Origin of the sequence: Saccharopolyspora pogona (assembly GCF_014697215.1) — a bacterium.
Taxonomy (GTDB): domain Bacteria; phylum Actinomycetota; class Actinomycetes; order Mycobacteriales; family Pseudonocardiaceae; genus Saccharopolyspora; species Saccharopolyspora hattusasensis.
Genome location: NZ_CP031142.1, coordinates 9,001,439 through 9,019,596 on the forward strand (window position 1 = coordinate 9,001,439; position 18,158 = coordinate 9,019,596).

Here is an 18,158-nt window from a genome sequence, read left to right on the forward strand (position 1 = left end):
GGCCGGGGTCGATCTGCGTTGCCTACCGCTGCTGGCCACCGGCGGTTCGCGGCGCGGTGGCCGACCTGGCGCCGGGCGCAGTCGCCGACATGTATCGGGCCTATGTGGACGGCCTGTTGGACGACGGCATCGACCTCGGTGACCGCGGCCGTTTCCGGCCGGTGCTGACGAAGGCCCCCGGGTTTCCGGGGGCCTTCAGTGCAAAGTGGTGATCAGCGGCAGTGCCAGCGGCTTGGCGTCGACGCCCAGCTCCACGAGCCGTGGTGCCAGACGTGGTGCCGGCTCCCCTGCACCCACCAGCAGTGGCGTGCCGGGTGGACTTGCATGGCCGCTGTCGCGACCGTCGAGCTGTCGGCGGCGGGTGCGGCGTTCGCGGTCGTCCCGATGGCGAATCCCCCGCCGGCAAGTGCCGCCGAGACGCTGAGTGCCGCGATCGTCCTGGCGTATCTGTTACGCATGGCCGACCTTCTTCCCGAGCCTCCCGCAGCCCGCGTTCCAGGGGGTGGGGTGGCCTCCCGGCTAGGCCGCGGAGGGGTTCGATTGTCGTGGTCCCCGAAACCTGTCTGCGGGTGAATGGCCGGAATCTGGCACCCAAAGGCCCGCAGCTTCGGTTCGCGCCAGCATTCCGCCCGTTCCTCGGTGGGACAAGAGGCTTTCGGCCCAACGGGCCGAGTCGCGCTATTCTGGCGCTCGGCGTCCGGTGTCAGGATTCGAACAGGGAGTCGCCCCAGTGGCCTCCGGGTTGGGTTCCCGGTGGGCAGGCGAAGATCGCCGAACCGTTGTGCTGCAGGTACTCCATCATCGAGTCCTTTTTGGACAGCAGGCGCTGTACCGGGATGAACTGGGTGCGCGGGTCTCGGTTGAAGCACACGAAGAACAGCCCGGCGTCCAGCCGTCCGAGGCCGTCGGAGCCGTCGGTGAAGTTGTAGCCGCGGCGCAACATCCGCGCCCCGCCGTGCGTTTCGGGCGCCGCCAGCCGGATGTGCGAGTCCTCCGCGATCCGCAACTCGCCGTCCGCGCCGCGGGCCTGCAGGTCGACCCGGTCGAATTCCTCGGCTCCGCCGTGCGGGGCGCCACTGCCCTTGGTCCGGCCGACGATGGTTTCCTGTTCGCCCAGCGACGTCCGGTCCCAGGTTTCGATGTGCATCCGGATCCGCCGCGCCACCAGGAAGGTGCCGCCGGACATCCACTGCGGGCCGTCGCCGGGCTGGGCCCACACGTGCCGGTCCAGCTCCTCGGTGTCCTCGGCCTTGAGGTTGTTCGTGCCGTCCTTGAAGCCGAAGAGGTTGCGCGGTGTGCTCTGCGATCGTGAGGTCGTGGAGGTCCGGCCGAACCCGAGCTGCGACCAGCGCACCGCGACCTTGCCGAATCCGATGCGCGCCAGGTTGCGCACCGCGTGCACCGCCACCTGCGGATCGTTGGCGCAGGCCTGCACGCACAGGTCTCCGCCGCTGCGCGCCGGGTCGAGGGCGTCGGCGGGGAAGTGCGGCAGGTCGACCAGCGCCGGCGGACGCCGGTCGGCGAGGCCGAACCGCCCGTCGAACAGCGACGGGCCGAAACCGATGGTCAGCGTCAGCGCGGACGCGGACAGGTCGAGTGCCTCGCCGGTGTCGCCGGGCGGTGCCTCGGCGTGCCCGGCGACCGCGCCGTGCTCGACCGCCTCCAGCCCGGCGGTCATCCGCTCCGCGGCCCGGGTCCATTCCGCCAGCAGCGCGACCAGCTCCGCGCGGTCGGTCGTGGTCACGTCGAAGGCGACGAAGTGCATGCGGTCCTGGGCCGGGGTGGTGATGCCCGCCTGGTGCGGGCCGTGGAACGGCACCGTCGGTGCCTCGTCGCCGTGACTGCCCACGACGTATCCCGCCCCGGTGCCCACACCGGCCACCGCGACACCGGCTCCGGCCAGCCCGAACAGTCGGCGGCGGGAGACCCCGGTCATCGAGCCACCACGCCGGCGGTCTTGCTCAGCGGCTCGCTCAGCGCGTCCACGGCCGCCGCCAGTTCCTTGACCTGCTCCTGGGTCAGCTCGGTGTAGAGCCGGTACCCGTCGCCGACCTGGTAGCGCGCCAGCAGCGCGTCCACCGCGGCGAACTTCTCGTCCAGGGTGGCCACCAGTTTCGGGTCCTTCTCGGTCAGGACCGGGCGCAGCGCGGTGACCACCTGCCTCGCGCCGTCCACATTGGCCTTGAAGTCCCATAGGTCGGTGTGCGAGAAAATCTCTTCCTCGCCGGTGACCTTGCCGGTGGCGACCTCGTCGAGCAGCTCCTTCGCGCCGTTGGCGGCTCCCGACGGGGTCAGCTCGACGGTCCGGGTCTGCGCCACGAGCTGGTCGACGTCGGCGAGGAGCTGGTCGGCGATCGCCGGGGTGTCCGGCTGCGGACCGGTGACCCAGAGGTCCTTCTCCAGCCGGTGGAAACCGGTGAACTGCTGGCCCGGCTCCAGGTCGGCCTCCCGGCCGTCCATCCGCGGGTCCAGGTCGCCGAAGCTCTCCGCGACCGGCTCGATGCGCTCCCACGGAATCCGGGCCTGGGCGTACAGCTGCTTGGCCTGCGCCACATCGCCGGCCTTGACCGCCGCGATGAACTGGGTGGTCCTGGCCTTGAGCTCATCGGCCTGCTCGTCCACGTAGCGCTTGTAGTCGGTGACGGCCTGCGCCGCGGCGCCGCCCTGCGCGGCGGCCGTGCCGGTCACGGTGAAGTCGCCGCGGATGCCGTCGCCGCGCATGCCGGGCTTGCACGCGGTCGTGTACTTGCCGCCCTGCGGCACCTCGGCGACCAGTTGGCGGTTGAGGCCGGGGCCGATGTTCTCGACCTCGCTGATGATCCGGTCGCCCTCGCCGTAGAGGTAGAACTCGGTTACCTGGCTGCCCTTGTTGGTGATGTCGAAGCGGATCGTGCCGGCCGGGGCGGAGGTCGCCGACAGCGTGCAGGCGTCGTCCGAGGCGTCCACGGTGATGGCGCCGGGGGCGTCGCCGGCGGGTTGCCCGGCGCATCCGGCGGCGAGCAGGATCGCGCCGAGCGCGGGCAGCAGGGTGCGGGCGTTGGTGGTCACTTGGCGTCTCCGGTGCGGGTTTGGACGGGCCGGGCGGCACCGCGGTGGGGGCGGAGGAACAGGGCCAGCACGATCACGACGTAGCCGCCCCAGACGACGGCCTCGAGCACCGTGGTCTGCGGGGAGAAGTTGAAGATCCCCTTCAGCAGCGCGCCGTACCAGGAGTTCGGCGGGACGTATTCGCTGACGTCGAAGGCGAGGGCGTGCAGGCCGGGCAGCAGCGAGGCCTCCTGCAGGTCGTGCACGCCGTAGGCGAAGACCCCGGCGGCGACGAAGACCAGCAGCACGCCGGTGACGGTGAAGAACTTCGACAGGTTGACCTTGATCGCCCCGGCGTAGAGCAGCCAGCCGAGCAGGATCGAGATCGTGATGCCGATCAGGAACCCGACCAGCGGCAGAACGGTGCCGCCACCGGCGGACTGCACGCTGGAGAAGAAGAACACCGCGGTCTCCAGCCCTTCGCGTGCGACCGCCAGGAAGGCCACGGTGGCCACGGCGACCGGGCCCAGCTGCAGCGCCTCGTCGAGCTGCCCGCGCAGTTGGGCCGCCAGGGTGCGGCCGGCGCGGCGCATCCAGAAGATCATGCCGGTGACGAAGGCGACCGCGATGATCGAGGCGATCCCGCCGAAGGCCTCCTGGGCCTCGAAGCTCAACGTCGCCGCGGTGTAGGTGAGCACCGCGCCCAGCCCAACCGACAGCGCCACCGCCACGCCGACCCCGGCCCAGACCAACGGCAGCGCGCGGCGGCGTTCGGTGCGGACGAGGAATGCGACCAGAATGCTCACCACGAGTACGGCCTCCAGGCCTTCGCGCAGTCCGATCAACGCATTACTGAAAAGCATTCGCATCTTCCTCTGCCAGCGATCGACGGGGCACCAAGAAACTAGGTAAGCCTCACCTTGGTGTCAAACGAGTGTGAACTCCATGACACCCCGGTCGGGACCAGGTCCGGCGATCTATTTCGGCCGGTTTGACCTGGTTTTTCGATGCATGTCCGGAATGGCCGAATGCCTTTCTGGCCGAACCGGGCGGGGTGGCCACACCGGCCCCGAAGATCATTTGGTCGCCGGCCGGAATTCGATTCTGTCCTTTGTGGATCGATCTGCGGTTCCGGAAGCCGGATCGCGAATTCCTTGATCTTGTTCGCCGGGTCGCGCCGGGTGTGCGGATTGTGGTGCGCGGGAGCATTGGGTCACGTTTCGTCCCACGGGGAGCCTGTTGCGTTTTCGGCGAAAACGGCTGAACCGAAGTACCAAATCAGTCTCGATCGCCGCCGCTTGTCCGCCAGTGGCCATCTCAGCCGTGATCGATCGATCACGGTCCGTGGTGGGCGTAATTTTGCAACAGGCTCCGGGGCGAGGAATATCGGTTAGGCTGGCGGGGCATCGGTGGGTTTGACCGCCCGCCGACGACGACCTGGCGGTGCCGGGTGGGTCGCCGGAGCATCCCCGCTCCCCGGCCCGTCGTCTCGGCGTTCGACCGCAGAGCTAGCCGTGCCGGTCCAAGGCGCCACCTCAGACCGCGCGGCTGTCCCGGGTGGTCAAAAGGGAGAGACGGCGAGAGCCGTCTCGGCCGCCCGCGTGGAAGAGCCCGCTGACCGGGAGGTCAGCGGGTTTTTTCGCTCCTCGGGCGGGGCGGCCGGCGGAGGCTCGTCCCCAACCCAGGCCGCGGCGAGGTCGTCCCTGCTGGTCATGCCGACTCCGCAAGGAACTCGCTCGGCACCCAAGCGATTGTTGAGCGGAATCGAGGCGGCGACTGGCGGCTCGGCGGGGGAGGGCGCACCGTACCGGGTATGTCCACTGTCAAGGCCAAGCAATCAGGCGTGTTCTACCGGCGTCCGGCCCCGGAGGCCGACCCGTACGTGCGCGAAGGCGGCCACGTCGACCCCGGCCAGACCATCGCGGTGATCGAGGCGGTGAAGACCTACAACCCGGTGAAGTCGGAATCCGGCGGCACCGTGACCCGGTTCCTGCTGAACGACGGAGTCCAGGTCTCCCCAGGACAAGAAGTCGCCGAAGTCGCCGACTGAATGCCCCCACGCGGTTGATCTTGAATCCTGCGCAAGCCCTATCATGGCCGCGCAGTGGTGGGAGGCGGGAGGACCGTGCGCGGGGTCGACTATTACGAGCTGCTGGGCGTGAACCGCGACGCGACGGCAGCCGAGATCAAGTCCGCCTACCGGTCGCTGGCGCGCAGCATGCACCCCGATGTCGGCGGCACCGCGGGAACCTTCCGGTTGCTGCAGGAGGCCTACGAGACGCTCAACGACCCGGTGCGTCGTGCCGGCTACGACCGCGCGGACGAACCGGCTCACCGCCCGCGGCCGCCGGCGGAACGGCGCAGGCGGCGGCATTTCGGCGAAGACCCGGCCTACGTGGCGAAGATGCCGCGGCTGCGCTTGGACGACCTCCCGTGGTGGGACGCCGTCGATCCGGACACCCGGGTCCGCTACCTGCCGGTCACCGGCCCGGACCGCGCGCCGACGCTGGCGCTGGTCGGCGGCTGGTCGCTGCTGCTGCTGGCCGGGCTCGCCGTCGAGCTCAGCACGATGCTGCTGGCCGCGTGGCTTTCCCTGCTGGTGGCGTCCGGCGTGGTGATCGTGCTGCTGCTGCGGCGGCACATCCGGGCGCACCGGATCGACCGGTCGTTCACCGCGGAGTTCGGCGGCCGCCGGATCTTCGGCCTGCCGGACGGGCAGGACGAGCGGGCCCAGCAGCTGACCGCCGAGCTCTGCGCGAAGTACCTGACCCGGCTGCCGGGCGTGCGGGTGTTCCACGGGCTGGCGTGGCCGGACTCGGTGTTCGAGGACGTGCACCACGCGGTGCTGTGCGGGCGGCGGCTGGTGCTGGTGGAGTCCAAGAGCTGGCTGCCCGGCCACTACACCTCCGACGAGACGAGCGCGTTGTGGCGCAACGGCCATCCGTTCCGCGGGGGCACGACGAGCTTGCCGGACGGCATCGCCGCTTTCGAAGAGCTGCTGCCCGGTGTCGAGATCCGCGGCGTGGTGCTGATCTACCCCAGCCGCGCCGGTGACGTCACGACGGTGGAGCAGGACGGCGATCCGGTTTCCCCGATGACTCCGGCCCAATTCGTCCGTGACATCGGGCGCTGGCTCGCGCAGGACGGGGCATCGGTGGACCGCGAGGTGTTCACGGCGGTGCTGGACCAGGTGGTCAGGGACTGATCCGGGCGCGACTCCTTCCGCCGATGCCGATGAGTTTTCGCTCCGTCCCTTGTCGATACTGGTAGTCGACAACATCAACGACGTGGAAAGGGCGCAACGCCATGACTACCAGTTCGAATGCGGCGGTTTCCCAGCGGCGGGGCGTGCACGTGGCGCTGTGGGTGCTCCAGGCCCTGCTCGCGGCGTTCTTCGTGTTCGCCGCGGCCCCGAAGCTCCTCGGCGACCCGACGACGGTCCAGATGTTCGACTTGATCGGGTTCGGGCAGTGGTTCCGGTACCTGACCGGCACTCTCGAACTGCTGGGTGCCATCGGCCTGCTCGTGCCGCGGCTGGCCGGGCCGGCCGCGCTCGGCCTCGCCGGTGTCATGATCGGTGCGACGATCACCCAGGTGTTCGCGTTCCACGATCCGGGCATGGCGCTCATGCCGCTCGTCCTGGTGGTGGTGTTCCTGGCGGTCGCCTGGGGACGCCGCGCGTCGATCCCGTTCCTGACCGGTCGCTGACCAGCCGCCGCCTGCCGGTGGAACCCGGTGTCCCCGACCTCGGCCCGCAGATCGGCCGGGATCGCAGCGGGGCAAGCCGCCGGAGTGACGGCCGAGGCCACCGGGCACGCCCACCCGCACCCCGGCATCCGGTACCTGCCCATCTCCGACGCCGCACCCGTCACGGTCCACCTGACCTGGAACCCGCATCCTGCGCATCCGGCGGTCCCGACCTTCCGGGAGCACACCCGGCGCATCGTCGCCGCTGCCGTGTGACGCCAGTTCGATGCATCCCAAGAGGTTTCGCGCGGTTGGGATAATGCGTTGGGGCCTTGGCAGGTGGTCGTCGTCCTCGATACCTTGTCGATCTTCGCCGGGGCCGGCTCCGCGAGCGCCCGGCGGTGTGACCGTGTGCGATCAGCCCGGCCGGGCGCGAGGATGGGCCGGTCGGGGTCTGCCGGACGAAGGAGTACCAGCGTGACGAATCCGCACCAGAACGTCAGTTTCGTCAGCAACGGGCGCACCGCGCACGGTTACCTGGCGACGCCGTCCGGTTCGGGCCCCGGTGTGGTGGTGATCCAGGAGTGGTGGGGGCTCACGGACCACGTCGCCGATGTCGCGAACCGGCTGGCGGCCGAGGGGTTCGTCGCGCTCGCCCCGGATCTCTACGGCGGGCACACCACGCACGACGCCGCTGAAGCCGCGCGGCTGATGAAGGAGCTGCCCGTGGACCAGGCGGCGCGGGACCTCTCCGGTGCGGTCGACTACCTGCTGGCGCACGATTCGGTGACGAGTCCAGCCGTCGGGGTCGTCGGGTTCTGCATGGGCGGCAAGTTCGCGATCGTGCTCGCCGCGCAGCAGGGCGACCGGGTAGGCGCCGTGGTGCCCTTCTACGGCATGCCGTCGGTGGCGGACACGGACTTCTCCGGCCTGACGGCGCCGATGCTGTGCCACTTCGGCGAATACGACCGCAGCATCAGCATGGACGCGGTCGCCGAACTGCGCGACAAGATCCAGCAGCAGTCCGGCGTCCGTCCGCAGATCCACGTCTACGCGGCGGGGCACGCGTTCTTCAACGACCAGAACCCGGCGACGTACCACGAAGATGCGGCCCGCACCGCCTGGCCCCGAACCCTCGACTTCCTCCGCCGCCACCTGACCTGACGGCGGATTCGCGCGGGTTTGGTGCGGCGAACGGCCTGTTTACTTCTTCTATGAGCCTGTTGCGTTTTCGGCGAAAACGACTGAACCGAAGTACCAAATCAGTCTCGATCGCCGCCGTTTGTCCGCCGGTGGCCATCTCAGCCGTGATCGATCGATCACGGTCCGTGGTGGGCGTAATTTTGCAACAGGCTCCTATCGGAGCGAACAGTCCGTTCGCTCCACCAGCAGCGCCGTCACTGCTGGCCGGCGAAGCGGGCGGGTTTCAGCGTCGGCAGGCCGGACTTGCCGACCAGCCGCTGCGGGCGGAAGCCGGCCAGGACTTCCGCCGGGTTGCCGGTGAGCAGTTCCTGGGCCGCGAGCTTGCCCAGCAGCGGGCCGAGGGTGATGCCGCTATGGGTGGCGATCGCGTAGATCTTGCTGCTGTCGCCGAGGAATCCGGCGACCGTAAGGCCGTCGGCCGGCATCGAGCGCTGGCCGACGCGAAGCGACTCCAGTCGGACGCCTTCGGTGCCCGCAAGCAGGTCCGTCAGGCGCGCGCACAGCTCGCGGACGTGGTCGCAGTCCGGGGCGGGCGGGTTCGCCGGGTCGGCGTGCGCGTCCAGGTCCAGGCCCTGGACCACCAGGCGGCCGCCGCCGTCCGGGCGGACGTTCAGCTTCGGCGTGGTCAGCACCCGGTCGAGCCTGGTGGGCAGCGGGTTCGTTTGACATCCTCTCTGTCCTAGAGGACGGAGATTCTTTCCACGCTGCGTGTGGACCGCGCGGCGTCCGGGTGGGTTACCGCTTCCCTGCGCGCCGCCCGGACGAGTCCCGGTCTTACGTGCGCTCCACGGTCGTTTCCGTTGTCCGCCTGCCCGGCGGCCAACACGTTCTTCGCTGCGTTCACGTCCCGGTCGTGGTGACTGCCGCACGGGCAGTCCCACGATCGGACGGTGAGGGCCATCTTGTCGTTGATGCGCCCGCAGGCCGAACACATCCGGGTGGACGGGAAGTACCGGTCCACCCGGCCGAACGTCCGCCCATACCGGGCGGCCTTTCCGGCCCACCCGGCGTCGTGCACCGACTTCGCCAGTCTCGTCCGGCCGAGACCGACGACGCACAGGTCCTCGACGTACACCGCTTGGTTCTCGCGGATGATGGTCGTGGACGGTTTGTGCTGCCAGTCCCGCCGGGTGTCGGCCACCCGTGCGTGAGCGCGAGCCACCTTGGTCACGGCCTTCTTGCGGTTGGCCGAGCCCTTCTGCTTGCGCGAGAGGTCCTGCTGCAACCGCTTGAGCTTGCGGGCCGCGCGGCGCAGGAACTTCGGGGCGGCGACCTTCGTGCCGTCCGACAGCACCGCGAAGTGGGTCAGGCCCAGGTCGATGCCCACCTCGGAGTCGACCGGCGGCAACGTTTCGTCCTCGCCTGTCTGTACGACGAACGATGCGAAGTACCGGCCCGCCGCGTCCTTGATGATCGCTACGGAAGACGGGTCCGAGGGTAGTTGCCGTGACCAGCGCACCTCCAGGTCGCCGACTTTCGGCAATCTGAGCCGTCCGTTGTCCAGCACCTTGAACCGGGAGTTTTTGGTGAACCGGATGGCCTGCTGGTTGTCCTTGCGGGACCGCAACCGCGGCGGGGCCACCTTGCGGCCCTTGCGCTTGCCCGTGATCGAGTGGAAGAAGTTGCGGTACGCGGTGTTCAGGTCCGCCAGGGCCTGCTGTAACACCACGGCGGAGACCTCGCCCAGCCACGCCCGTTCCGGCGTCAGCTTGGCTTCGGTGATCAACCGCTGGGACAACTCGCTGTCGGAGATGTACTTCTCGTGCGCGTCCCTGGCTTGCCGGCGCGGGCGCAGCCCGTCGTTGAACACCACCCGCGCGCACCTGAACGCCCGAGCCAACTCGATCTGCTGGCCCGGCGTCGGATACACGCGGTAGTTGAAACGGAGCTGCACGAGCGCACTGTACCATTGGTTTATGGCTGAATTCGAAGGCATTCGAACCGGAAGACACCGTGTTTTCGCGATGCACGTTCACTTGGTCTTCGTGACGAAGTTCCGGCACAAGGTGTTCGGCGACCGGCACCTGTCGAGGATGGAGCAGATCATGCGGGACGTGTGCCGGGACTTCGAGGCTGAGCTGGTCGAGTTCAACGGCGAGAACAACCACGTCCACCTGCTCGTCAACTACCCGCCCAAGGCCGCCATGGCCCGCCTGGTCAACTCCCTCAAGGGCGTGTCCTCCCGACGCCTGCGCCAGGAGTTCCCGACCTCGTACGCCACTACTACCGAGCCAACAAACTCTGGTCGGGCTCGTACTTCGCAGGCTCCGTCGGCAGGGCACCGCTGAGCGTCGTGAAGCAGTACATCGAACAGCAGAACCGTCCGGCTTAAGGCACTGCTCGGGCCTTCACGGCCCTCCCAGCGCGAGCCTTCACCCCCGCCCTGAAGGGCGGAGCACTGGCCCGCATTCCGGTAGCCGAGCAGGCCGAGGGTCGCCGAGCCCGCCACGTCCGGCGACGCCATCGGGACGCGGTGTCCGGCCGCGGCGGTCAGCTCCTCGGTCCAGCGGCCCGTCGCGATCACCACCGCATCGACCTCGGCGGCGCCGTCGGAGAGCTCGACGCGAACCCCATCATCCACTTCGGACAGTCCGGTGACCGCCGCCGGGCAGCGCAGTTCGGCGCCGTGGTCCCGGGCCTCGCCCCACAGCCGCGCGACCAGTAGGGCCGGGATGACGTGGCCTTCGGTCGGGTAGTGGGCGATGTCCCGGACACCGGGCGGTACGCGCAGGTCGGGGACCAGTTCGCGGGCTAGTTGCGGGGTGATCCAGTCGACGGGATAGTCGCGGCCGGTGAGCTCGGCGACCGAAGCGGCCAGCCGCTCGGCTCCCGCCTCGTCCTCGGCCCATTCCAGGTTTCCGGTGCGGGTCAGCCAGTTCGGCATCGCGCCGGCGGTCTCGGCGAGCGCGGCGTGCTCGGCCATCCCGGCGACGTTCAGGTCGTGGTAGGGGCGCGGATTCTTGTTGTGCGAGTTGGTCCAGGCGAACGACGTGCCGGTGTTCCGGCGAGCGCGCCGGTGCGTTCGAACACGGTCACCTCGGCTCCGGCGCTGGCCAGCGCGCGGGCAGTGCTCGCTCCCAGGACACCGAGCCCGATCACGGCGATTTTCATGCGTCCCTCACAAGTTCGCGATTGGGGTCCAGGTGGGCGATGTCGTGTTCGGTCCCGCCTCGGAGCACGAGGTCGGCGCCGATCTCGCCGAAGACGGGCGCGAGCTTGAAACCGTGCCCGGAGAAACCGGTCATGACGGTGGCGTTACGGCGCCCGGGAAGCGGGCCGAGCAGGGCATGGTCGTCGGGGGTGAAGCCGTCGGCGAAGGTGCCGATGCGCACTGGGTGCGGGGTGACGCCCGGCAGCAGCCGGTCGGCGGCCTCGGAGGCGGCGCGGGCGAACTCGGGGGCGGCGCTGCGGGGCAGTGCGCCCGGGTCGTCCAGGGCGGGGAATCCGAGGTGGTGCGGCACCATCTTGATCGCGACCCCGTCCAGCAGCGGGAAGCAGGAGAATGCGGCCTCGCGGTGGCGGCGGATCGCGATCGGCAGCCGGTCGGGCCCGTGGGCCGCGATGTCGCGGGCCGCGAACCAGCAGGCGGTGATCATCCGGACCTCGATCGGCAGCTGCCGCAACGGTTCCAGCCGACGGGCCCACGGGCCGGGCGCGAACACGACGTGGTCGGCGTCGAAGTGCTCGCCGCCGCTGGTGATCCGCCAGCCGGTGCCGGTTTCGGCGAGCTCGTCGACGGGGTGGTGGGGCAGCACCGCCGCCCCCGCGTCCGCCGCGGCGCGGAGCGCGGCCTGCACCGCCGGCTCGGGGCGCAGCACACCCGCCGCCGGGTCCAGGACCGCGACTTCGTCGTCGTCGATGCGGTGCTGCGGGAACCTCCGCCGGGCCGTTTCGGCGTCCAGCACCTCGTGGTCGAGGCCGTTCTCCTCGGCGCAGCCGCGGACGGCCAGGACATCTGGGTGGTCGGCGGCGCCGATGGTGAGGCCGCCGCACATGGTCAGCAGCTCGGTGGTCGTGCCCGCCTCCAGCTCGCGCCAGAGCCGGCCGGCCTGGCACAGCAGCGGCACGTAGTTCGAACCCTCTTTGTAGGCGGTGCGGAAGATCCGGGACTCGCCGGCGGATGCGCCGCGGTCGTGGCCGGGAGAGTAGGCGTCGAAGGCGAGCACGGCCGCGCCTCGCCGGGCCAGGTGCCACGCGGTCATGGCACCGATTACGCCGGTGCCGATCACCGCGACGTGTGGCTGGGGCATGGTCACTCCTAACCTGCGGCCTTCAGGAGCCCGTTGTGGACAGCGTTGTCTGCTCGATGAAGAACTCGACCAGGTCGGGCCGGATGAGGTGCCACATGGCCTCGGCGAGCTTGCCGTTGGTCAGCCAGGTCAGGCGCCGCAACCGGATCACCGCCTGGCCGGGCGCGATCCGCAGCCGGGCGGCATTGGCGTCGTCGAGCAGGACCGGGTCGACGTACACCCGCGACTTCGCCGCCGGAATCCCGTTGCGGGCGAAGTAGTCGTGCACGGTCAGGTGCGCCAGGTCCTCGTCGAACAGCCGAGGCGCCAGGGAGAACGGGATCGCGGAGAGCTCGACGGCGATCGGGTTCTCGTCGACGTCGAACTTCAGCCGCCGCAGCTGGTTGACCGGCGCGTCGTCGGCGACTCCCGGGAGCTCGACGTCGGCGTCCTCGGCGGGCACCACGCTCGCCGACTCCACGGAGTGCCGTCCCGGGACCTCGGGGCCCTGGAGGGCCGGATTCGCCAGGCGCAGCAGGTTCTCCTGCCGCGCGCCACCGGCGACGAAGGTGCCGCGCCGCCGGTGGCGTTCCGCCAGCCCGGCCTGGGCCAGCTCGGACAGGACCCGCTGCGCGGTCGCGCGGCCGACCGAGAACTGCTGCTGCAGTTCGGCCTCGGTGGGCAGCCGGGCGCCGGGTGGCAGTGCGCCGGAGCGGATCCGCCGTTCGAGCTCGGTGCGGATGCGCAGGTATGCCGGGGTCGCCACGGCAGGTAACCTAACCCTCGCGCAATTGACCGGTCAATAGTGCTTTGGGTCGGTCGAATCTCAAGCGCATATGTACGGCCAATGTCTTTCGCGGGACAGCGTCGAGTGAATCGAGCCGATCAGCCCGGCCAGCGCGGGGTTCGGGCCGTCCTGCCGCCACGCCAGCGCTATTGGGATCGGCGGGGCGTCGTGCACCGGAACCAGCAACAGGCCGGGAAACTTTCAGTTGCGCGGCGGTAGACGGCACCAGGCTGATGCTGTCGTCCAGCCCCAGCCCCAGCTCCCGCACGCACAGGCCCTCCGTCGGCACCGGCGGCCGCAGCAGCCCGGGTGCGGGTGACTCCGGTTTCAATTGAAAAATTGAAACCGCGGGTCGTGCGGAGCGCGATGTTCGTCCACAGTGGATTGAAATACGGGTTTCCGGTCCTGGCGGGGAAAACGGACACTCGTGCGAAGTGTGGTGCAATGCACGTGCGTTTCCCGTAACCCTGCGTCGGCTTGTGGCGACAAACCTGTTGAACGACCAATCATCGATGATCTTGGTTTTGGCTTTTGCTGTACAGAACTGAACAAGGAGGTCTTTCGTGGCTGCCGACCGACCGGAGAGTCGGGCATGGTGGATCTGGAGCGCGGCGGTGGTCGCCTACCTCGCCGCGGTATTTCACAGGGGCAGCTTGGGGGTCGCCGGAACGCAGGCGCTCGACCGGTTCAACGTCGGGCCGGCCGCGCTGAGCGCGTTCACGGTACTGCAGGTCGGCATCTACGCCGGCATGCAGATTCCCACCGGATTGCTGGTGGACCGCTTCGGTTCCCGAAGGGTGATCACCGTCGCGGTGGTCTTGCTGGGTGCCGGGCAAATGCTTTTCGCGCTCGCCGATTCGTATTCGATGGGTCTGCTCGCGCGCGCGGTGCTGGGCCTGGGCGATGCGTTGATGTGGGTCAGCATCCTGCGGCTGGTGGCGGCGCACTTCTCCGCCCGCCGTTACGCACTGGTGGCAACGGTGTCCAGCGCGCTGGGGGCACTGGGCGGTGTTGCGGCCACGTTCCCGCTCGCGCTGGCACTGCAGAACATGGGCTGGACGGCGACGTTCCTGCTGGTGGGCGCGTTAACGCTCGGCTACGCGGCGGTGACCGGAACGGTCGTGCGGGACGCCTCGCTCGGCGGATCGCAACCGCGCAGCAGCGGTGCGGTCTTCCAGCAGGTGCGTGACGCGTGGTCCGTGCCGGGCACGCGGCTGGCGTTCTGGGCGCACTTCTGCACGATGTTCGTCTCGGGTGCGCTGACCCTGCTGTGGGGTTTCCCGTACCTCGTGAACGGGCTGGGCGTGCCGGCCTCGACGGCGAGCGTGCTGCTGAGTCTGCTGATCATCGGGCAGGTCGTCGGCGGGCCCGTGGTGGGTGCGCTGATCGGCCGCCGCCCGGAGTGCAGAATGTGGATCGTGATGGGCTACCTGCTGCTCAACGCCCTGTCCTGGGTGGTGCTGCTGGGCTGGCCGGAGGGGCGCCCGCCGCTAGCGGTGATCGCGGCCGTGTTCCTGGTCTTCGCCCTGGGCGGCCCGGTTTCGGCGGTGGCGTTCGCCCTGGTGCGGGACTACAACCCGGTCCGCCAGGTCGGGACGGCGACCGGCGTGGCGAACGCAGGCGGCCACTCCGCGACGGCGCTCGGCGTCCTCTTGGTGGGCCTGGTCCTCGACCTGGCGCAGGGCATGCCGGGCGGCTCGGAGTACCGGGTGGCGATGCTGGCGCTGGTGGCGATGCTGCTGTTCGGCGCGTTCCGAACGGCGGTCTGGTGGCGCCGGGCCCGAGCGGCGGTGTTCGCGGCGGAGGCCCGAGGCGAAGGTGTGCCGGTGGTGCTGACCCGCCACCGCTGGGACCTCGACCTGCCCCGCGCAACCGTCAACGCCTGATCCGATCAGGCGACGCGTGAAGGGCGCCTTCGAGCAACTCACTTGCCCGGAGGCGCCCTTCGCCTACTTCGAACCGTCCACCAGGCGGTCCAGAAGTGCGAGCAGCTGGTCCGCGTCCGCGAGGTGCAGGCCCGTCGTCGGTTCGTCGAGGACGTAGATCGCCGCCTTCGCCGCCATGTGGATCGCGAGCTTCGCGCGCTGCCGTTCGCCGCCGGACAGGGTGGTCATGGGCTGGCCGAGGCGGAGGTAGCTCGGGCGAGGTGAACGCCCTGTTCCTGGCCGAGAACCGCGAGCGGGAGTTCAGGAACAGCATGGCCGGTCCCAAACGTAAATCTGGGATGCGTTCAGGGGATGCCGTTCGTAGACCACCGCGCGAACCAACTGCTCGATCGTCGCTGGAGGAGAATGGTGGAACCGCTTATCAATGATCGCGTCACCGTAGAAGTCGTGGCGTCTATCTATTGGAGTTGCGCTCAAAACCACCGCCCCTGCTGCCACTGCACGCAGATCGGCCGCCGCCCGGTCCGGCAGAACTCCGCCACGGCTTTGTCGATCGCGTCGATCGGGAGCACCGCGGAGCGCTCGAACGGAGTCGGAGTCGGAGTCGTCGCGTCGAACCACACCGTGGGGACATCGGCAGGCGGCTCAGGATTGTGGGTGTCCCAAGCACCACCACCTTCGCCTTCCCGCACGAAGTTGATCGCACCCCAAGCCGTCGATTCGTCCACATTCACACGGAGTTGATGCCCTGGTCGGTCATCGGTCGACCTGTCGTGCGGCCGATCCCGAACGTAGAAGCACACACCACGCGCACGCTCTTCGCCTAGGCACTCCCGGATCAGCTCTCGAACGCCAATCGTGTCGAAGGCGAATCGACGCTCCCGCCCGAACAATGCAGTGACCACCGTCCGCGTTTCCGTAGCCATGTCTACGCTTCTCCCTCGAATACGATCGGTTTCCGTGCGCCTGGTTCCCATACTGCCGGCGTGGACCCTCGTGAAAGGACTGCGGGCACCGCCGACCGGCAACCATATTCCTCCTCACACACGGAATTGTTGATCGCAATCACCCCATAGGGGATTCCTTGTTCCCACATGCGTTGTGCGGCCTTGACTTCCACGTGCTTCGCCACCTCAGGGCTAGCATTTGAGGACATGGGATGTTTCGGACGGCGCCGGGGCAGGTGTCGAAGACGGATAGCGCGGCGATCGAATCGTCCGGGTAGCTGCGCTGGTGGCTGGGCGACCAGGCTGGACTTCGGTGACCTGATTCGCTGGGCGAGCAGGGCAAAGCGGCGTTGACCGAGTGGGTGCGTGCTGGCGGAACAATGATCACGTTGCGGGACGGCTCGCGACTTGCCGCGAGCCTCGGGCTCACCTCGGCGACGTTCGCCGAGCCGAATACAACACGGGCCCCAACAGCACAAGCCCAACCCGCCACCGGTGGATCCGGGCCAATCCGGTCAAAGGTGCCCCTTCACCCATCAGGAATTGGCCGCGGGTTCTGGGCAAGTTTCGGCGTTGCACGGGATTTCGGTGCCGTCACAGCTGTTCTGGGCGCATCGCCTCAGGTCGCTCGGGTTCGTGTGGACAGTGGACAGTTTCGGTCGTGTTCTGCTGGCGTGGCGTGTTCGATGCGCCGTTGCCGTTGCCGTTGCCGTTGCCGTTGCCGTTGCCGCCCTTGTCGCAGGGGCAGTGCGATGGTCTTCCGCTGATCTTCGGGAGAAACTCTCCGCTCTTCCACGCGGAGCGAAGGTTTCTAACTGGGTCGTTCGGATCTGTGGCCGGCACCAGCGCTGGCCGACGATGTGGCCATGAGCGAACCCGACTCCACCACGCCGCACGAGCAGGCGAATGCCGCGATGGGTACCGAGCCCGGTGTTCGCCCCGGCTGGGGTGTCATGTCGACGACGTGCCTGTCCACTTTCATAGTCAATGCGAACACATCTGCCGTGAGCATCCTGCTCCCGTCGATCAGCGCGGACCTCGGGACACCCGTCGCGACGCTCCAGTGGGCGGTGACCGGGTACCTGCTCGTCGGGGCCGCCGTGATCGTCACTTCCGGCGCGATGGGTGACGTTTTCGGCCGTCGACGCATGTTCCAGGTCGGTCTCGTCCTGTTCGTGATCTCCTGTGTGTTGATCGGTCTCGCCGGGACCGGGTTGCAGGTGATCCTCGGGCGGTTGATCCAGGGCGCGGCCGGATCGACCATCCTCGCCTGCGGTCTGAGCCTGCTCTCGGTGACGTCTTCCGGCAACGCGCAGGTGAAGGCGGTCGCCCTGTGGGGTGCGGCGGCCGCAGCCGGGGCCGCGGCCGGCCCGGTGGTCGGCGGCGTGCTCAACGAGGTCGCCGGCTGGCAAGGCCTGTTCTGGATCGATGCGGCCATCGCCGTCGTGTGCATCCTGGTCACCCTTGCCAAGGTTCCGGAATCGCGCGACCCGAAACGCCCCCGGACGATCGATCTGCCGGGTACCGTGCTGGTCGCCGCCGCACTCGTGCCGTTTGTGTTCGCCATGACCGAGGGCTCCTCGTGGGGGTGGCTGTCGGCACCGACGCTCGTGTGCCTGATCTCGTCGGCGCTGGCCGGTGTCGGGTTCGCGGTGGTCGAGCGGCGGGTGAACGCCCCGCTGGTCGACCTGCGGCTGCTGCGCAATGTGCTCCTCGTGGGCGCGACCGGCGTGATCCTGATCGGGGCCGGGGCGATCGCCGCGCTCAGCTTCCTCGTGAGCCTGTACTTCCAAGCACCGGAGACCCTCGGCATGACGAGTCTGCAAGCGGGGCTTTCGATGCTGCCGGTCGCCGCGGTGGTGGTGCTCATCGCGCCGCTTGTCGCCCCGCTGGCCCACTACTTCGGCACGCGTCCGGTCATCGTTGCGGGCTTCGCGATCCTCACGGCCTCGTTCGTGGTGCTCGCCGGAGTTCGACCGTCGTGGGGTTATGACGCGTTCGTGTTGCCGCTGCTCGGTGTTGCGATCGGGCTGGCCCTCTCCAACTCCCCGGCCTCGTCGGTCGCCACCGCGGCAGTGTCACCCGAGCAGGTGGGCGCTGCTTCGGGGATCTCGAACATGGCGCGTTACGTGGGTGGTGCGGTCATGACGGCTGTCGTTGCCGGGATCTACGCCAAGGCCGCCGGGAGAAGCGAAAACGCAGGCGCGGCACTCGCGGATTCACTCGCAGTCGGACTGTCGCAAGCGTCGATCGCGCTCGCGGCTTTCGCCGCGGCAGGCGTAGTGCTTGCGCTGCTGGTCGCCCGGCGTCCAGCCATGCCGCGACTCGGCGACTACGCCACCGCCACGACCTCGACGACCCACACCCTGCCCGTCATCTGACGACGACCGCA

The 18,158-nt window shown here is 69.0% G+C and carries 18 protein-coding genes and 3 pseudogenes; 10 read left to right on the forward strand and 11 right to left on the reverse strand.

What is annotated here, in order from left to right:
• Window positions 1-56 precede the first annotated feature (56 nt).
• On the forward strand, window positions 57-212 hold the full coding sequence (locus DL519_RS42490) for a hypothetical protein (protein ID WP_190823413.1): 156 nt from the start codon (window positions 57-59) through the stop codon (window positions 210-212).
• On the opposite strand, the gene DL519_RS42495 is transcribed toward DL519_RS42490, so the two are convergent.
• The 4 genes from DL519_RS42495 to efeU all read right to left on the reverse strand — a co-directional run bounded on the left by DL519_RS42495 (window position 213) and on the right by efeU (window position 3,890).
• Window positions 213-458, reverse strand: coding sequence for a hypothetical protein (locus DL519_RS42495; RefSeq protein WP_190823414.1), 246 nt, complete (start codon window positions 456-458; stop codon window positions 213-215).
• Window positions 459-703: 245 nt separating this feature from the next.
• Window positions 704-1,936: an iron uptake transporter deferrochelatase/peroxidase subunit gene (gene efeB, locus DL519_RS42500; protein WP_190823415.1), complete on the reverse strand. Its 1,233-nt coding sequence runs from the start codon at window positions 1,934-1,936 to the stop codon at window positions 704-706.
• Window positions 1,933-3,048: an iron uptake system protein EfeO gene (gene efeO, locus DL519_RS42505; RefSeq protein WP_190823416.1), complete on the reverse strand. Its 1,116-nt coding sequence runs from the start codon at window positions 3,046-3,048 to the stop codon at window positions 1,933-1,935. Before efeO ends, efeB begins: the two co-directional genes overlap by 4 nt.
• Window positions 3,045-3,890 (reverse strand): iron uptake transporter permease EfeU, encoded by an 846-nt coding sequence (efeU, locus tag DL519_RS42510; protein WP_190823417.1) that lies wholly within the window; start codon window positions 3,888-3,890, stop codon window positions 3,045-3,047. Before efeU ends, efeO begins: the two co-directional genes overlap by 4 nt.
• 950 nt (window positions 3,891-4,840) lie before the next feature.
• Between efeU and DL519_RS42515 the strand changes: the two genes are divergently transcribed.
• The 6 genes from DL519_RS42515 to DL519_RS47935 all read left to right on the forward strand — a co-directional run bounded on the left by DL519_RS42515 (window position 4,841) and on the right by DL519_RS47935 (window position 8,600).
• A complete protein-coding gene (locus tag DL519_RS42515; RefSeq protein ID WP_190823418.1) occupies window positions 4,841-5,077 on the forward strand; it encodes a biotin/lipoyl-containing protein in 237 nt (78 codons plus the stop codon).
• Window positions 5,078-5,152: 75 nt separating this feature from the next.
• Window positions 5,153-6,232 (forward strand): J domain-containing protein, encoded by a 1,080-nt coding sequence (locus DL519_RS42520; protein WP_190823419.1) that lies wholly within the window; start codon window positions 5,153-5,155, stop codon window positions 6,230-6,232.
• Between the two features lie 101 nt (window positions 6,233-6,333).
• Window positions 6,334-6,735 carry a DoxX family protein gene (locus tag DL519_RS42525; protein ID WP_190823420.1) on the forward strand — a complete coding sequence of 134 codons (402 nt, stop codon included), beginning with the start codon at window positions 6,334-6,336 and terminating at the stop codon, window positions 6,733-6,735.
• Window positions 6,736-6,762: 27 nt separating this feature from the next.
• A complete protein-coding gene (locus DL519_RS42530) occupies window positions 6,763-6,990 on the forward strand; it encodes a hypothetical protein (protein ID WP_190823421.1) in 228 nt (75 codons plus the stop codon).
• 201 nt (window positions 6,991-7,191) lie between these two features.
• The gene (locus DL519_RS42535) at window positions 7,192-7,878 is read left to right on the forward strand and encodes a dienelactone hydrolase family protein (protein WP_223840119.1); all 687 of its coding nucleotides are present in this window, start codon (window positions 7,192-7,194) and stop codon (window positions 7,876-7,878) included.
• Window positions 7,879-8,057: 179 nt separating this feature from the next.
• Window positions 8,058-8,600, forward strand: coding sequence for a hypothetical protein (locus tag DL519_RS47935; RefSeq protein WP_223840120.1), 543 nt, complete (start codon window positions 8,058-8,060; stop codon window positions 8,598-8,600).
• On the opposite strand, the gene DL519_RS42545 is transcribed toward DL519_RS47935, so the two are convergent.
• Window positions 8,597-9,811: an RNA-guided endonuclease InsQ/TnpB family protein gene (locus DL519_RS42545; protein ID WP_190823422.1), complete on the reverse strand. Its 1,215-nt coding sequence runs from the start codon at window positions 9,809-9,811 to the stop codon at window positions 8,597-8,599. The genes DL519_RS47935 and DL519_RS42545 overlap by 4 nt on opposite strands.
• Window positions 9,812-9,833: 22 nt before the next feature.
• Between DL519_RS42545 and tnpA the strand changes: the two are divergent.
• Window positions 9,834-10,249: pseudogene (tnpA, locus tag DL519_RS42550) on the forward strand (IS200/IS605 family transposase).
• A gap of 81 nt (window positions 10,250-10,330) precedes the next feature.
• Here tnpA and DL519_RS42555 read toward each other — a convergent pair.
• From DL519_RS42555 to DL519_RS42565, 3 genes and pseudogenes are all read right to left on the reverse strand, one after another.
• Window positions 10,331-11,028: pseudogene (locus tag DL519_RS42555) on the reverse strand (NAD(P)/FAD-dependent oxidoreductase); the annotation flags it as partial.
• Entirely contained in the window at window positions 11,025-12,167 is a 1,143-nt protein-coding gene (gene solA / locus DL519_RS42560) for an N-methyl-L-tryptophan oxidase (protein WP_190823423.1), read from the reverse strand. The gene solA and the pseudogene DL519_RS42555, both read right to left, overlap by 4 nt.
• A gap of 22 nt (window positions 12,168-12,189) precedes the next feature.
• Complete coding sequence (locus DL519_RS42565) at window positions 12,190-12,912, reverse strand: GntR family transcriptional regulator (protein ID WP_190823424.1); 723 nt, start codon at window positions 12,910-12,912, stop codon at window positions 12,190-12,192.
• Between the two features lie 584 nt (window positions 12,913-13,496).
• On the opposite strand from DL519_RS42565, the gene DL519_RS42570 reads away from it, so the two are divergent.
• Complete coding sequence (locus DL519_RS42570) at window positions 13,497-14,819, forward strand: MFS transporter (protein ID WP_190823425.1); 1,323 nt, start codon at window positions 13,497-13,499, stop codon at window positions 14,817-14,819.
• A gap of 75 nt (window positions 14,820-14,894) precedes the next feature.
• Here the strand turns inward: DL519_RS42570 and DL519_RS42575 are convergent.
• From DL519_RS42575 to DL519_RS50625, 3 genes and pseudogenes are all read right to left on the reverse strand, one after another.
• A pseudogene (locus DL519_RS42575) lies at window positions 14,895-15,068 on the reverse strand (ATP-binding cassette domain-containing protein); the annotation flags it as partial.
• Between the two features lie 224 nt (window positions 15,069-15,292).
• Window positions 15,293-15,796, reverse strand: a complete 504-nt coding sequence (locus tag DL519_RS42580; protein ID WP_317891428.1) for an Imm1 family immunity protein — start codon at window positions 15,794-15,796, stop codon at window positions 15,293-15,295.
• A complete protein-coding gene (locus tag DL519_RS50625) occupies window positions 15,748-15,975 on the reverse strand; it encodes a DddA-like double-stranded DNA deaminase toxin (RefSeq protein ID WP_223840121.1) in 228 nt (75 codons plus the stop codon). The genes DL519_RS42580 and DL519_RS50625 overlap by 49 nt, the downstream gene beginning before the upstream one ends.
• A 657-nt stretch (window positions 15,976-16,632) precedes the next feature.
• Between DL519_RS50625 and DL519_RS42590 the strand changes: the two genes are divergently transcribed.
• Complete coding sequence (locus DL519_RS42590; RefSeq protein ID WP_190823428.1) at window positions 16,633-18,147, forward strand: MFS transporter; 1,515 nt, start codon at window positions 16,633-16,635, stop codon at window positions 18,145-18,147.
• The last annotated feature ends 11 nt before the right edge of the window (window positions 18,148-18,158 follow it).